This window comes from Spirochaeta dissipatitropha, assembly GCF_054657935.1.
Genome location: NZ_BAAHXT010000009.1, coordinates 87235 through 102185, shown reverse-complemented (window position 1 = coordinate 102185; position 14951 = coordinate 87235). Strand labels below are relative to the sequence as shown.

Annotated in this window: 10 protein-coding genes; 4 read left to right on the top strand and 6 right to left on the bottom strand. The window is 50.9% G+C overall.

From position 1 onward, the window contains the following. Window positions 1-9: 9 nt before the first annotated feature. The 3 genes from ACYQ2L_RS11950 to ACYQ2L_RS11940 are packed head-to-tail and all read left to right on the top strand — an operon-like array spanning window position 10 to window position 4344. On the top strand, window positions 10-1551 hold the full coding sequence (locus ACYQ2L_RS11950; protein ID WP_460055905.1) for an ABC transporter permease subunit: 1542 nt from the start codon (window positions 10-12) through the stop codon (window positions 1549-1551). Next, window positions 1541-2407, top strand: a complete 867-nt coding sequence (locus ACYQ2L_RS11945; RefSeq protein ID WP_460055901.1) for a sugar ABC transporter permease — start codon at window positions 1541-1543, stop codon at window positions 2405-2407. Before ACYQ2L_RS11950 ends, ACYQ2L_RS11945 begins: the two co-directional genes overlap by 11 nt. Before the next feature lie 20 nt (window positions 2408-2427). Further along, window positions 2428-4344, top strand: a complete 1917-nt coding sequence (locus ACYQ2L_RS11940; RefSeq protein ID WP_460055899.1) for a glycoside hydrolase family 13 protein — start codon at window positions 2428-2430, stop codon at window positions 4342-4344. Here ACYQ2L_RS11940 and ACYQ2L_RS11935 read toward each other — a convergent pair. Both ACYQ2L_RS11935 and ACYQ2L_RS11930 read right to left on the bottom strand, forming a co-directional pair. Beyond that, window positions 4313-4963 (bottom strand): TetR/AcrR family transcriptional regulator, encoded by a 651-nt coding sequence (locus tag ACYQ2L_RS11935; RefSeq protein WP_460055897.1) that lies wholly within the window; start codon window positions 4961-4963, stop codon window positions 4313-4315. The two genes, ACYQ2L_RS11940 and ACYQ2L_RS11935, sit on opposite strands and share 32 nt — an antisense overlap. Window positions 4964-4993: 30 nt before the next feature. Then, window positions 4994-6358: an MFS transporter gene (locus ACYQ2L_RS11930; protein WP_460055895.1), complete on the bottom strand. Its 1365-nt coding sequence runs from the start codon at window positions 6356-6358 to the stop codon at window positions 4994-4996. 176 nt (window positions 6359-6534) lie between these two features. On the opposite strand from ACYQ2L_RS11930, the gene ACYQ2L_RS11925 reads away from it, so the two are divergent. Further along, window positions 6535-7497 carry a glycosyl hydrolase family 17 protein gene (locus ACYQ2L_RS11925; protein ID WP_460055892.1) on the top strand — a complete coding sequence of 321 codons (963 nt, stop codon included), beginning with the start codon at window positions 6535-6537 and terminating at the stop codon, window positions 7495-7497. On the opposite strand, the gene ACYQ2L_RS11920 is transcribed toward ACYQ2L_RS11925, so the two are convergent. The 4 genes from ACYQ2L_RS11920 to ACYQ2L_RS11905 all read right to left on the bottom strand — a co-directional run bounded on the left by ACYQ2L_RS11920 (window position 7492) and on the right by ACYQ2L_RS11905 (window position 14807). Beyond that, complete coding sequence (locus ACYQ2L_RS11920; protein ID WP_460055890.1) at window positions 7492-8508, bottom strand: NAD(P)/FAD-dependent oxidoreductase; 1017 nt, start codon at window positions 8506-8508, stop codon at window positions 7492-7494. The genes ACYQ2L_RS11925 and ACYQ2L_RS11920 overlap by 6 nt on opposite strands. Beyond that, window positions 8505-9230: an SDR family NAD(P)-dependent oxidoreductase gene (locus ACYQ2L_RS11915; protein WP_460055888.1), complete on the bottom strand. Its 726-nt coding sequence runs from the start codon at window positions 9228-9230 to the stop codon at window positions 8505-8507. The genes ACYQ2L_RS11920 and ACYQ2L_RS11915 overlap by 4 nt, the downstream gene beginning before the upstream one ends. Before the next feature lie 103 nt (window positions 9231-9333). Continuing rightward, window positions 9334-10251 carry a diguanylate cyclase domain-containing protein gene (locus ACYQ2L_RS11910; RefSeq protein ID WP_460055886.1) on the bottom strand — a complete coding sequence of 306 codons (918 nt, stop codon included), beginning with the start codon at window positions 10249-10251 and terminating at the stop codon, window positions 9334-9336. Next, window positions 10248-14807 (bottom strand): PAS domain-containing hybrid sensor histidine kinase/response regulator, encoded by a 4560-nt coding sequence (locus ACYQ2L_RS11905; RefSeq protein ID WP_460055884.1) that lies wholly within the window; start codon window positions 14805-14807, stop codon window positions 10248-10250. Before ACYQ2L_RS11905 ends, ACYQ2L_RS11910 begins: the two co-directional genes overlap by 4 nt. Between the last annotated feature and the right edge of the window lie 144 nt (window positions 14808-14951).

Sequence of the window (14951 nt, the reverse complement as noted above, 5' to 3'; positions counted from 1 at the left end):
AAATTACCCATGTATATTTCCAAACGTACATCATGGGGTAAATCCGGGATTCTTCTTCGAATCCCGGTACTCATTATAATAATCCTTCTCGCGGCTGGATTTTCCTGGCAAATGATTCGGGATGGCTACTGGATCCTGGCAGGGGTCTTTTTTACCCTGTTTTCAGGCACCGGTTTGATTCTGATACGCCGTGATCTAATGCCGTTCAGATGGCTGGGGCCTGGATTTTTTCTCTTGATACTCATGGCTGTGTATCCAATGTTTTTTACGGTATACAGTTCGCTGACCAACTATCGTGACGGTCATCTACTCACACTTCGCCAGGTAGTTCAATTATTTGAATCCCGCTTGTATGCTCCGGATGACAGTCCTGAGTACAGCTGGACAGCGTACCTGAAGGAGCCGCAGTGGGCTCTGATTCTTGAATATGATGGACAGCAGTTCTTTGCTGATACGTCGGGAACAATGGAGCCGCTGGAATATCAGGTGGAATTACCGGACTCAATCCGTGGGTATGAAAAGGTTGCGTTTCAGCAGGTGGTCGGGCGGCTTCCGGAGCTGCAATCACTGTTCTTCGGTGATTCCGATGCTCCTGTGCGGCTGCAGACATCCCGGGTTGCTACCCAGCTGGAGCAGCGTTATCGCTATGACCGGAATGTTCCTGCGATGATCGATCAGCAGACTGGAATCGTCTACTATCAAAACGACCGGACAGGTCTGTTTTCCAGTGCAGAGAATCAGCATCTGCGACCTGGGTTCCAGACTTTTACTGGATTCAGCAACTACCGCCGTCTCTTCACCAATCGGGCGATCCGGGGTCCATTCCTGGAAATATTTACCTGGACCTTTGTTTTCTCCCTCTTTTCCACCGGGCTTACATTCCTGCTTGGTTTCTCTCTCGCCCTGAATCTGGAATCCATGAATTTTCCCGGGAAGAAACTTGTGAGATCAGCGCTGATTCTGCCACAGGCTATTCCAGGCGTAATCGGGATTCTTATATGGAGAGGTCTGCTGAATCCGCATTTCGGTGTCATCAATGAGATTATTCGATTGTTTTCAACAGATGTCCCTGCCTGGTTTGCCGATCCAATGGCTGCGCGTATTGCTGTCATAGTGATCAACCTCTGGCTGGGCTATCCCTATATGCTGTTGATATGCAGTGGTGCCCTGCAGGCAATTCCCCGGGAACTGTATGAGGCGGCTCAGGTGGATGGAGCCTCAGGTTTTACCAGGCTGCAGAATATCACCATGCCGCTCTTGTTGCGCGCGGTCGGACCGGTTCTGGTGGCTACATTCACCATGAATCTGAATAATTTCAATGTGATCTATCTTTTTAATGGTGGGGGACCGCCGATCGCTGGTGCAACGACACCTGCTGGACACACAGATATCCTTATTAGCTATACATATCGCCTGGCCTTCGAAGGTCTCCGCGGCAGCGACTACGGATTTGCTGCAGCCATTACGGTCGTTATCTTTTTCATGCTGACTGTAGTAACAATGTTCAACCTGAGTAAAACCAGGGTATGGGAGGGTGAACATGACAATTAAAGCCTTTCGTTTTCCAAAACCGTTCAGAACGGCTCAATATGCCTTTCTGTCAGTTGCGCTGGTCTTTGCTGTTTTTCCCGTAATATGGATTGTCTCTGCTGCTTTCAATCCAAGCGGAAGCCTGTACAGCGGCAGTCTTATTCCCCCCAACGCAGACTTGAGTAATTTCAGGAATCTTTCTCAGGCTGGGGGAGGCTTGTTTTACCGCTGGATTCTGAATTCACTGCTGGTGTCATCAGTTACCGCTGTGCTTGCAGTATTCCTTACGGGGATTAGTGCGTATGCATTCAGCCGGTTCAGGTTCAAATTCCGCCGTCAACTGCTAATGACAATACTGTTGGTCCAGGTATTTCCTCCCATGTTGACCATGGTTGCACTTTTTCTTCTGCTGCAGATTCTCGGTGCATATATCCCGATGTTGGGACTCAATACATTCGGAGGTTTGATTCTGGTGTATCTGGGTGGGCAGATGGGAATCAATATCTGGTTCATGAAGGGATTCTTTGACTCGATTCCGATTGAGATCGATGAATCAGCCCATGTGGAAGGGGCTAGTTATCTTCAGACATTTGTTTATCTCACGCTTCCCCTGGCCCGTCCAATTATGGCAGTCATTGGCCTGCTGGTCTTTATCGGTACCTTCGGAGAATTTGTCATGGCAAGTATTTTTATGAGGAGCAATGAGAACTACACCCTTATGGTGGGGCTGTACTTATATATCTCGGATCCGCTGGTACAGCGATGGGGTGTTTTTGCAGCCGGCAGTCTGATTGCAAGTGTCCCGGTGGTGATTCTCTATCTTGCACTGCAGGACAGTATTGTCAGCGGCTTAACCAGGGGTGCAGTCAAAGGCTGACACAAAAAAAGGATATATACATGAGCTTTTTACACACAATCTGGGCGCAGAGTATTCGCTCGGAGGTCAATTCCGAATTCGTCGTTCCCGAGCTTCCTCGCATCGGTGAGAACGTTCAGATTAAAGTCCGCTGTTTGCCTGGCGCAGAGATCAGCGGCGTAGGCTGCCGTTTGCACATTGACGGACATGAGAAATTCCTTCCAATGAGGTTTCTGGAATCACGATTCGGTTTTGATTATTACGCCCTGGAGCTGCAGCTTCAGCAGAAGCAGCTCTCCTATTCATTTGTATTCCAGATAGGTGATCAGTGTGTGTTTCACACTCGCCGCGGTAATACGCTGTATCATCAGAATGATGATTATAATTTTGTCCTGCTCACCGATACCTGCCTGCCGGCATGGGTCCGGTCATCAGTGTTCTATCAGATTCTTCCTGATCGATTCAGCCAGGGAGAACCGGGGTGGGCAGTCAGGACCGGTGAATTTGATTTTCATGGTTTTACCAGCCTGAAGGCAGAATGGCATGAAGCTCCTCGTGAGTACGAGGATGCAGGCTGTCTCGATTTTTACGGCGGTGATCTGAAAGGCATTGAGCAGAAACTGGATTACCTGCAGGAATTAGGTGTGAACGCACTCTACCTTAATCCTGTATTTACTGCCAAAACCAATCATCGTTATGACTGCACGGATTATTTTAATGTTGATCCTCACCTCGGCGGAAATCAGGCTTTGGCCAATTTGATACGCACTGCACATACCCGGGGATTCAGGATCATAATTGATGTAAGCATTAATCATACCGGCAGTGATCATGTATGGATGATCAAGGGAGATGAGAACCCTGATTCACAGGAATATTCCTACTACTATCGAAACGAACAGGGAAACACCATCGGCTGGGAAGGGGTTAGTGACCTTCCTCAGCTGAATCACTCCAACCCGGATGTCCAGCAGGTTTTTTATGGAGCTGAAAACTCCCTGGTACGTCACTATCTCAAAGAACCATTCGGTATAGATGGCTGGCGTTTCGATGTCGCTGGACATACCGGAAACTATGCAAAGGATTATCGGTGTCATGAGGTCTGGCAGCAGGTAAGAAAACAGGTCAAGGATGTGAATCCGGACGCCTATATTCTCGGTGAGCACTGGGAAGATTCGCTTGATTTTCTGCGTGGTGATGAATGGGATGGAGTAATGAATTATCTGGGATCCGGGAGGCCTTTACGGAGATTTCTCGGCTTTGCTGATCGCTTTATGATGGTGGACTCAGCCCCGGATCACATGCTGAAGCCTCTGGATGCAGGTGATGTTTGGGAACAGATGAAGCAGGTTTTTTTCCGCATCCCTAACCAGATGATGTGGCAGCAGTATAATCTTCTGGATTCACATGATATCTGGAGGGTGCATAATCATCCTCATGCACCATCTCTCTCATTATATGCAGGTATTATTGCTGCTATGTATATGCTTCCCGGTACGTTTTCCATTTATTATGGTGATGAACAGGAGATCCCCGGTTGGCTTAGCACAACCGAGGGCTGTCGGTATCCGATGCAATGGGATGCGGCCAGGACCGATAATGCACGATATCAGGTTTTTCAGAGACTCAACAAGCTGAAGCGGGAAGAACCTCTTTTGCATGAGGGGGCATTGACCTGTCTTTATGCCGATGGGGGCTTGCTGGTCCTGTGCCGATTTTTCGAAAACCGCGCACTGGTGCATGTCCTCAACCGCTGTACAAGCCGGCAGAATCTGAGAATCCCGGTGCAGCATCTTGGATTTAATGATACCTCGAAAATCAGTCCTGTTGTGCTGGCAGATGAATTCAATCAGCAGCCGGAATGCTCAATTGTTTCTGGTCATATCGATCTGGAGCTTGCAGCAGAGCAGCAGTTTCTGGCATATGTTATTGCGGACTCTGTATGTAGCCGTGGATAAGCACATCCAGAGCAATTTCTTTGGCTCTTTCTTCTGGTATTCGGATATCTGCTTCCTGGTAGGGCAATAACATTGCCCACCAGGTAATGTTTTCAAGAATATTGTGGATATGCAGCCGTGGATGCTCCACGGGGCGAATATGTCCGCTGTTGATAAAGTCCTTCAGTCTGCTTTCCAGTAGGCTGTATAGTCTCGCTATAGCTTCATTGTATGCAGCTGCAAGTTCAGGAAATTCTACACCGTTCCAGTTTACAATGTTGAAGGCAACCTGATACCGGGATGCATAGTCGAATATATTCGACAAGAGCGATGGAAATGTTGCTGATGCCTGGCAGTCATTGAACAAAGACTCGATAATTCTCTTCAGGTAACCCTCAAGTTCCTGTGAGGAAACCTCCCTGAAGGGATCCTGTCCTATTTCACTGAATCTATGGGGATCGAAGGTCCTCAGCAGTACAAAGTGCAGCAGAGCCTTTTTTCCGGAAAAAAGCTTGTACATGGAACCGGTAGCGATTCCTGCTTTATTCGCAATCTGTGATACCTGGGTAGGTCCATAGCCCTGGTTTATAAAGAGGGTGCTGGCTGCTGTGTATACCTGTTCGAGCTGGTTGTTTGTCATGTGTGCCTTCCACTTCCTATTATATACCAATCAGCCTGCAGACTGAATTACTTCGCCGGGAAAATCAGCCTGCGATTCAGAAAATATGGCATGCAATGCTTTTGAGCGATTGATTCCAATTGCAATAGCTGCGGCTGCCAGTCCGCATAGAAAGAAAAAGAAATGAATCGGGATGAAGTCCAGCATGACTCCGAATATACCCATTGCGAGTGGGGCGATCATGTTCATGCTGCTTCCGAACAGGGAAAAAACCCTGCCGCGGTATTCATCTGGTACCAGTTCCTGCATCATCACATTGATCGGGACACCTACCAGCACATTGAAGAATCCCAGGAAGAGAAGAGGAGATGCAAAGCCCAGCAAGCGGCCGTAGCCAGGCAGCTGGGTATATACTATCGGCAGCGCTGCAATACCAAGACTGGCAATCAATAATCCCTGGATAATGACGCTGGCAACAACCAGTCGTACTCTGGAAACTTTTACTGCAATAGCACTCACACAAACTGCACCCAGTACTGCACCAATGGGCAGTACGGATTGGCTGAAGCCATAGGCCTGGGCGCTCAATCCCAGTACTTCCTTGCCGAAAAAAGGAAAAAGCACTGCAAAGACGGGGTTCAGCAGGGCATTGAGCATGATTCCGCCAATCACAATAATTCTCAGTCCAGGATTATTCCAGAGGAATGAAACGCCTTCTTTCAAGCTTTGGAGGAATTGTGTTACCGGCCTTTGCTGTTGATCAGACTGTGTCAGTGCAGCGGCATTGTATGTCTTTTTCTGTTCGGGAAATCGAATAAACAGTTCTGAAAGTGCAGATGCCAGGAAACTAATTCCATTAATAAGGAACACTATGCCGTAACCGAAGGCCCCAAGCAGAAATGCGCCGGCTAAGGGACCGACAATGCCAGTTGCACTGAAGGAAAATGAATCCCTGGCATTGGCTCGCACCAGATCCTCTTTTTTTACCAGCGAAGGCACGGTGGCGCTGATTGCCGGGTTGAACAGAGCCCCGGAAATACTGAGGATTACGGTAGCGCTATACAGCAGCGGCAGGCTCAACATGTTGTGCATATATGCAATTGCAAGGCTGAGCTGAATAAGTCCTCTGAGTATATCCATGGAGAGAACGATTTTTTTCCGATCGAGAATGTCAGAGAGAACCCCGGTGAAGGGACTTAAAAGCAGACCGGGCAATGAGGCTAGTATCAGCAGGGTTCCCAAAGCAGCACCGGATCCTGTTAGATCCAGAATCAGCCAGGACATTGCAAAATAATGAATACCATCGCCCACCTGGGAAATCAGGCGGCCGGCAAATAACAAGCCGAAATCTCTGTTGATAAAAAATTGTTTCGCATAATTCATGACAGCACCTCCGTGAATGAATGAATCATTCATTCACTATGCAGTAAATATATGCCATGGCGCTGCTGATGTCAACAAATATTATTCGATTCATGTGAACCTGTTTGCATGTTTATGGCAGCTGGAAACATTCCCTTAAGTCTGATATTTTATGAGGTATATAGAGAAAATTGCATGGGGTATCGGCTGCCGTGCAGCAAGGAGAAATTGTGACTGTAAGCGACAGAATTGAACAAATAACCGGAACCCGTGTGCTGGATGCAATCTGCTATTCAGGCTACCGCAAGGGTCAGAGCCCTGTGCACGGGATATACCCTGATTATCAGCAGATAAAAGAGGACCTTGGGATAATCAAGGAATACTGGAATTGTATCCGGATTTATGACTGCAGCCGCCATGCTGAACTGACCCTGGAAGTGATCAAAAATGAATATCCGGATATGAGGGTCATGCTTGGTGTTGATCTTCACGCTGAGGTTAATAACCCTGATTGTCCCTGGGGCCACCCGGTAAGCACCGAACAGCTGGAAGAGAACCGCCGATACAATGAAGCGCAGGTACAGCGGGCAATTCAGTTGTCAAATGAGTACGGAGAGTACATTTTTGCTGTATCCGGTGGCAATGAAGCAACGGTAGACTGGACCGACGGTCTGGTTCCGGTCCCTCGGGTAGCAATGTATCTGCAGGAATTACGTGAAAAACAGTCCCGGCCGGTTACTTTATGCGAGAATAATATACCCTGGCACGACAAGATCAGCTCTCTCGTGCCGCTGCTGGATTTTATCAGCATTCATACCTACCCAGCCTGGCTCAACGAACCCCTGGATACAGCCATGGAAATGACAAAGCAGGATTATGAAACGGTAGCGGAGCTGTATCCGGACAAGCCGGTCATTATTACCGAAGCCGGCTGGACAACCAGATCTGATGGACGGGGAATCAAGCCCGAAGGTGCAAGTGCCAGGCATCAGTCCAGGTATTGCAGCGAACTCGCAGCCTGGAGCAGGGCATCTGCTGTGCCGGTCTTCATGTTCGAAGCCTTTGACGAACCCTGGAAGGGCTCGGAGAATCCGGATGAACCGGAAAAACACTGGGGTTTCTTTTACGAAGACCGGAGCCCGAAGCCCGTAATGGCAGCCTTTGTGAACAGCAAGAAAACGTCAACATCATAATCTTGCGATAAGATATGCGGCGGCAGCGCGGCCGGAGAGGAATGCGCCCTCTACCCGTGATCTGCCAAAGGCGTCACCGGCGAAAACCAGCGGCGGTAATGACCCTCCGTCGCTGCCCGGCTGGGGGCCGATGCCGAGACATTGCTGTGTGCGTACTCCCACCGGTTTGCTGTAGCGCCAGCCGTGTACCTGGAAATCACGTACCCCGCAGCCGAGCCACTGCCGGGCTGCCGAGAGAAGATATTCACCGGTCTTCTGTCGGTCATCTTCCCAGTGTGTTTCACTGAATCCTGCTTTCGCATGAATTGTAACAGCCGGTACCGGGGAAATTCCCTTGGACTGATTATCTGCTATCCAGGCAATGGGGCCTTCAGTCGGTACCAGCCAGCCCTGCTCCGGCAGCCTGCTTTTTTCTTCGAGTACTGCCATGACCGCAATGCAGGACTCGTAGAAGATGTCTTCCAGCTCCTGTCGGATGTTCCGAGGCAGGGCCGTGAGTCCGGCGTCCAGCAAGGCAAGCGATTGCGGGACCGGGGATGTAAGAATAACTGCATCGGCGACTATGGTCTCACCGGATTCCTTTACCGCACGCCATCCGGCTTTATTATGAGGAGATAGATGGGGAGAAGGATCGGGAGACAGGCTGACCACGCGTGTTGACAGCTGTACGTCCATTGATTGTGATAATGTACGTGCGATAGCGGTCATTGATGGGTTTCCACGGTACCGGGTGTGCGTTCCCCCTGTGCCTGTGGAGCTGAACCATTCCTTGACAGATCCTGCCTGACTCCAGCCTGCAATCGCCTGGGCAAAGGCATTATCACGAACTGTCATAAACTGGGCGCCGTGATCAAATATGGCATCGCCGATTCTTCTTGTTGCCATCCTGCCGCCGACACCGCGGCTTTTTTCAAGCACACAAACTTTGATGCCCTCCTGTGTGAGGATATCTGCAGCGCTCAGGCCGGAGAGACCGGCGCCGACAATCAGTACGCTTGCAGGTCGATTCATGCGCCTGTCCGCAGTGTTGAGCGGCCTCCGTCTACACCGATTATCTGACCGGTGATCCAGCTGGCCTTTTCGGAAAGAAGAAATACGCTTGCGGCAGCTATATCGCCTGTCTCACCTAAACGTCTGAGAGGGTGTGCTGAGGCGATAGACTCCGCGAGCTTTTCATTGGACAGCATGCCGCTGGCCAGTGGTGTTCGTGTAAGTGAAGGAGCAATCGCATTGACGCGGATACCGGGAGCCAGCTCGGCTGCAAGTGATACGGTAAGACCGCTCACAGCTCCTTTGGCCATACCGATGGAACTGTGCATCGCAAAACCCTGTTGAGCTGCGACACTCGAGTAGAAAACGATGGAGGGATCCGCTTTGCTTTTTTTCAGTGTCGGCAGTACAGCCTGTACAGCGAGCGCTGCGGCTGCTGCATTAATAGTGAAGTCCTCGATAAAATCCTCAGCTGTGAAACGGCTGAGCGAACGGAGCCTGATTGTACCGATAGCGTACACGAGTCCGTCAACTGCGCCGGCCTCCTCCGCAACACGGGAAAAAAGCTCGCTGTCCCTGACGTCGCCAAGGGTGTAGCCTGCATCCAGTTCATGTGCCAGCTCGCTGAGCTGATCTTCATTCCGGGCTACCAGATGAAGCCTGTGTCCTTCGGCATGAAGTCTTCGAGCGGTTTCAGCTCCGGTTCCTCCAGTTGCACCATATACAATAATTTTCTTGTTCATCACTTTTTAATCTATGGCAATGCTTATTCGAAGGCAAGGATAATTTTACGCCTGGGATTGGAGGGGCGGCGGCCGTACATTCCACAGATGTGCGGGAAGAGACTCAAACGACTCGGTTACGGCCCGCTCGTTTGGCAGAATAAAGTGCTGCATCGGCACGCTTGAGTAATAATTCTGCTCCGGTTTTCTGTTCCGCGGCTGATTCCACAGAGGCAATGCCGAGACTGAGGGTGACTACCGGGCTTGCAGTGGAGTACTCATGTGGAATGGATAAATCCTCTACAGATTTCCGCAGGCGGTCGGCCACTACCCGGGCATTATTTGCGTCACTGTCGGGAAGCAGGGCCACGAATTCCTCACCGCCATAGCGGCATAATGTGTCGCTGGGGCGGGGAAGACTATCGGACAATGTGCGCGCAACCCTTTGCAGACATTTGTCGCCGGCACCGTGACCGTAGTTGTCATTGAAATCCTTGAAGTGGTCAATATCCATCATGATCACCGAGAGGTGATGATCTCCCCGTAGGCTTCGCGCGATCTCTTTCTCTAACTGCTCATCAAAGTAGCGACGATTGTGAATCCCGGTCAGACCGTCAAGCAGTGCAAACCGCTCAAGCATATTTGTCTTGCGTTTGAGGTTCATGTGGGTATCTACGCGGGCCCGCACAATGGCTGGACTGATTGGCTTTGTGATGTAATCCACCGCTCCAAGTTTCAAGCCGAATTCTTCATCACTCGCAGCGTCGCGGGCGGTAACGAAAATAATGACAACTCCATCCGTTCTCGAGCTTTCCTTCAACTGCCGACACACTTCGTAGCCATCTATATCCGACATTTGAATGTCGAGCAGAATCATATCCGGAAGCGGTTGAGATTCATCCTGCACGATGGATAATGCCTTTTCTCCGCTGGTGGCTACCTGAATGCGGTATTCGTCCTTGAGCAGATTGCCCAGCGCTTGTATGTTACTGGTCTCGTCATCGACTATGAGAATAGTCTGTTGTTGCTTTTCAATTGTCATAACTCTTCACCGCCATCGGTATATACCATAGTATCGAGGATGTGAAGCGCTCCGTCAAATTCCATTTGTGTAATTTGATTTTCGAGCTCATCACAGTTAATACCTTGATTGCGAAGATAGGCAAGGGCCTCCTGTAGAATTGATTCATCAACCAGCTCGCTTTTGCTCAGTTTGCTTCGCAGCGACTCCACGGCATCTGCTGTGCCGGAAACATGCAACTCACTGGAGTTCTTAAGCGAGGTCAGCACATGTTCTGCAGCGAACAAGGCCTGCTCCATATCGTCAATAAGATTGCTGTCAACGTGGTTGCCCTGTGTCAGATTATGATCAATCTGCCCGGCTAGGTGTTGCAGATCCACCGCAGCCAGGGTTCCTGCAGCACCCTTCAGGCTGTGTGCAAGGGGCTGGGCTGCTTCGGTGTTCCCGGATCGCAAATTTTCGAGAAGCGGCTCAAAATCTCTGCGTAGTTTTTTGCCGAAAGACTTGAGTTCTCGGGCATAAACGGCTTCATTGCCGCCAAGCTGCCGCCGACCCCGTGCAAGATCAAAGCCGGGTAACCTTTCCGGTAGCACTTGCGTGTCTTCTGGTTCCGCTTGTGCTGCCGCCTTGACCGAGCCAAGATGCTCAGACAGTGTGGCATAGAGCTGATCGCTTTCTATTGGTTTGCCGATATGGGTGTTCATACCTGCTTCATCAGCCTTCCGTCGATCGTTTTCCATTACTGCCGCCGAGAGAGCGATGATCGGGCCAGTGTAGCCTTGACTCCGTAATGTTCGGCTTGCCTCGAAACCGTCCATGATCGGCATTTGCAGATCCATGAGGATCAGGTCAGGACTTTCCTCGCGTACGGCCTCTATAGCCTCAGCTCCATTCTCTGCAGTTCGAATACGGGCTCCAGTCCTGTTCAGGAGGAACCAGGCAAGTTCCCGGTTGGTTTCATTATCCTCCACCAGCAGGATGCTGCGATCGTTCAGCGCCGGGACAGGCTTGTGTACCGAAGAAGATCGCTCTCGAGCAACCGGATTGCCGGATTCAGCGCGCATGAGCGCGTTGTAAAGCGATGAGGTGGTGACTGGCTTGGGGAGAAAGTCTGTGATCAGTCCTTGTTCAGGCAGGGAAATATCGTCCTTTCGATATGCGCTTACCATGAGAATCGGTGGCCGAGTATGCTTAAGCGTACCAATTCGCCGCAATCGCTCGAGTTCCTCACATGTCTCGGAGCCGTTCATACCGTTTGGCATCATCCAGTCCATCAGAATGAAATCATAGGGCTTGCCACTCTGCTCAGCAACGACTACCGCATCTATAGCCTTCTGGCCACTGTCTGCTGTCTCGGTGACAAATCCGCAGTGGTGGAGCAGATCGCATATTACATGCCGTGCGGCTTCCTGATCATCGACAACCAGTACGCGTTCGCCATGCATTATCGGACACCCGACTTCACCTGAGTCCTCTGTATTGACCGGAAGGGTCAAGGTAAAGCTGAAAGTACTGCCCTTTCCGGGCTCTGATTTTACTGTCAGTTCACCACCCATCTTCTCCACAAGCCGTCGGCTGATTACCAGACCAAGTCCGGTGCCGCCATGGCGTCGTGTAGTAGAGCTGTCGACCTGGGTGAATGGCTGGAACAGTCGATCGGCTTCTGCTGTGCTCATGCCTATGCCAGTGTCGTGCACACTGAAGTTCAGGCTGATGTGTTCATTACTCGCTGGTGCAACGGCACGTATGCTGAGTTCGACCACACCGCCTGGGTCGGTGAACTTGGCGGCATTGCTGAGCAGGTTGGTCAGCACCTGGGAAAGCCGCAGAGAGTCTCCTACTAATGACAAGGGGATATCCGGCTGAATGTCGAACAGCAGTTCCAGTTGCCGGGCATAGGTGGTTTCGCCGAAGAGGGTAGCCATTTGATCCACAATTTCGTTCAGGGAGAAGTTCCTTTCCTCCAGCTCAAGTTTACCGGATTCAATCTTGGAAAAATCGAGGATGTCATTAATTATACCCAATAGCATTTGCGACGACCGGTAAACCTTGTTGGCGTGGTCCTTTTGGCGGTCGTTCAGCTGGGTCTGCAATAGCAACTGGCTGAGACCGATAACAGCGTTCATCGGAGTGCGGATTTCGTGGCTCATGTTGGCCAGAAATTCACTTTTAGCCTGACTGGCATGTTCGGCATCCCGGCGTGCCCGCTCGGACTCCTGCTGGGCTTTTTTAATGCCGGTAAGATCATCGTACACCGCAACAACTTCGCCGGAGGAAAGCCGAAACACGCGGTTTTCACGCCAGCCCGTTATCTTTTCATCTTCATACTCAGACAGCGGCAGTTGCTCCGGTTGCCCGCTGCGTGCTACACGTTGGAGTACCTCAATCAGGCCCATGTTACGTATGCCAGGGAAACACTCAGTCAAGCGTTGACCGATTACCGAGTCCTGATCCTTCTGATCCATGCGCGCCGCCGCCGGGTTGTAATCGACAAATATGAAGTCGGTACCATCATCAAGGGGACGATAGACGGCAACGCCGCTGCTTGTTTGCTGGAAGATACCCTCGAAACGCTCTTTTGCCGTACGAAGGGCGAGGTCCGCGGCTTGCTGCTCGGAAATGTCCTGGATTATCGACCAGATAACCTCCCTGCCTTCGGGTGTTGAAAACTTGAAACCATGGAGCAGAACAGGGTAGCGGGTTCCGTCTTTGCGAATATATTCTTTCTGGAAGGGGCCGTAGCGCCCGGTTCGCTGCATGGATTCCAACTGTGCCTGCTCCTCTTCCATGTACTCTGCCGGGGTCACGTCCCAATAGCTGAGTGCTGCAAATTCCTCACGGGTATAGCCTGCTGGTTCAGCAACCGCGTTGTTTAAGCGGAGAAATTCACCGGTTTCAAAGTCGTTCATTGCGATACCTACCGGAGCGAGTTCGAATAGTGTGCGGAACTTTTCCTCTTCAGCGGCTAAACGACGCCTGTTCTCTTCCTGCTCGGTGATATCGCGGTTTACCCCTACCACACGCACTGCCTCTCCGGCAGCATTCCGAATAATCTGCGCCTGGCCCTGGAGGATCCGAACCTGACCGTCATTAGCTCGCCGGATGGAAATTTCAATTTCGAATGTAGTACCTGATGCAACAGCGGTCTGGAATTGGCTGACAGCATGTTCCTGCGATTCCGGCAACAAGGTACGGGTCCAGTCCGTGAAGCTATGGCCGAAGTCAGCGGGGGCAACACCGTAGAGGCAGAACATCCCTTCATCCCATTCCAGGCGATCAGTAATGAGATCGTAATCCCAGATTCCGAGCCCAGCTGATTCAGTGGCCAGGGCCAGGCGATCCGAAAGCACTTTCTGTGCGGTAGCGGCATCTTTTTCTGCCGTTATATCCCGGCCGGTTCCGCGAAAACCAAGCAGCTCGCCGGTATCGCTGATAATCGGAAGCCCACTAACCCGCTGATAGACCAGGGTGCCGTCGGAACGCAAAGAGGTATGTTCCATTCCCTGCCAGGGGCTCTTGTCTGCTGCGTAGCCACGCAGCAATTCCTGGATACGCTTCGCTTCTTCGTCAGGCATGAACTCAAATGGTGATCGGCCAATAATATGCTCTACTGAATACCCGAGAAGGGGTTCCACTGGTGGGGTTACACTAATGTAGGTCCCTTCGGTGTTGATCTCCCAGATATATTCTCCTGCTGCCAGCGCTACATCCGCAAAGCGCTTTTCGCTCGCTTCAAGCTCACGCATGGCTGTCTTATAGCTGCTTATATCACGAAAAACAGCCAGGAGTTGTGCAGTTCCTTTAATATACAGCGGGATTACTGAGACCTGGACGTCGGTTATCGTTCCATCCTTAGAACGGTGACGGGTTTCAAAATCGTCCCGTCCATGTTCAAGGGCGTGTCGGATGTGTTGCTCAATCTCCTCTGGAGTCATTTGAGCTTCAAAGTCTTCGATACGCAGTCTGGTGAACTCCTCAGCTGTATATCCCAGCTGCTGAAACGCGCTCGGGTTGAATTGAACAGGTCGTGCAGTCTCTGGATCAATAAGCAAAGTAGGATCTGGATACAATTCGAAAAGATGTTGAAGTTCAGCTGCACTGCGATTCAAGAGACTCTCTCCAAGGATTAGCTGGTCGCGGGTTTGCGACACATCCCGTATCCAGAGCGTGACTGCGCTGAAAACGGCTGCTGTCCCCAGAAGTTTTGCTGCTTCTTCCAACACCTGCAGTGCGCTATCCGGATTTATCAGCACAAAGGCTTCCGCTACGTCGATCACCGCATAAATCAACAGAAGACCGACTCCAGAAACAAAAATGATCAGGGTCCTGCCAGGCAGATTACGCAGGATTTGCAGTTTTTTTTGCGGCCATAGTGCAACGAATACCAGGGTCATGCCGGTAAGCGCTGCAAACATACCTTCCAGGATAACAGCAATGTTGATGAGTTCACTCAGGCCCCCCGCCCTGCGGGGGAAAACAGAAAGTACAGCCGCAGACATTATGCCCCCGGCCACCAGAACTACGACTGCGGTAATTCTCGAGAATACGAAAACCCTGTCTGTATCGGTATTTTTCACTTGATTATTCCTTATCTCTCGGGCCACACACTTAAAGTGTATGTGGGGCACGTGAGGGGTCAAGTAATACCGATATTTTAGCGCCAGGGATTGGAGGGGCGGCGGCCGCTGAGCGGCCGAACGGTCCGGCTGCCGAAGGCTGAC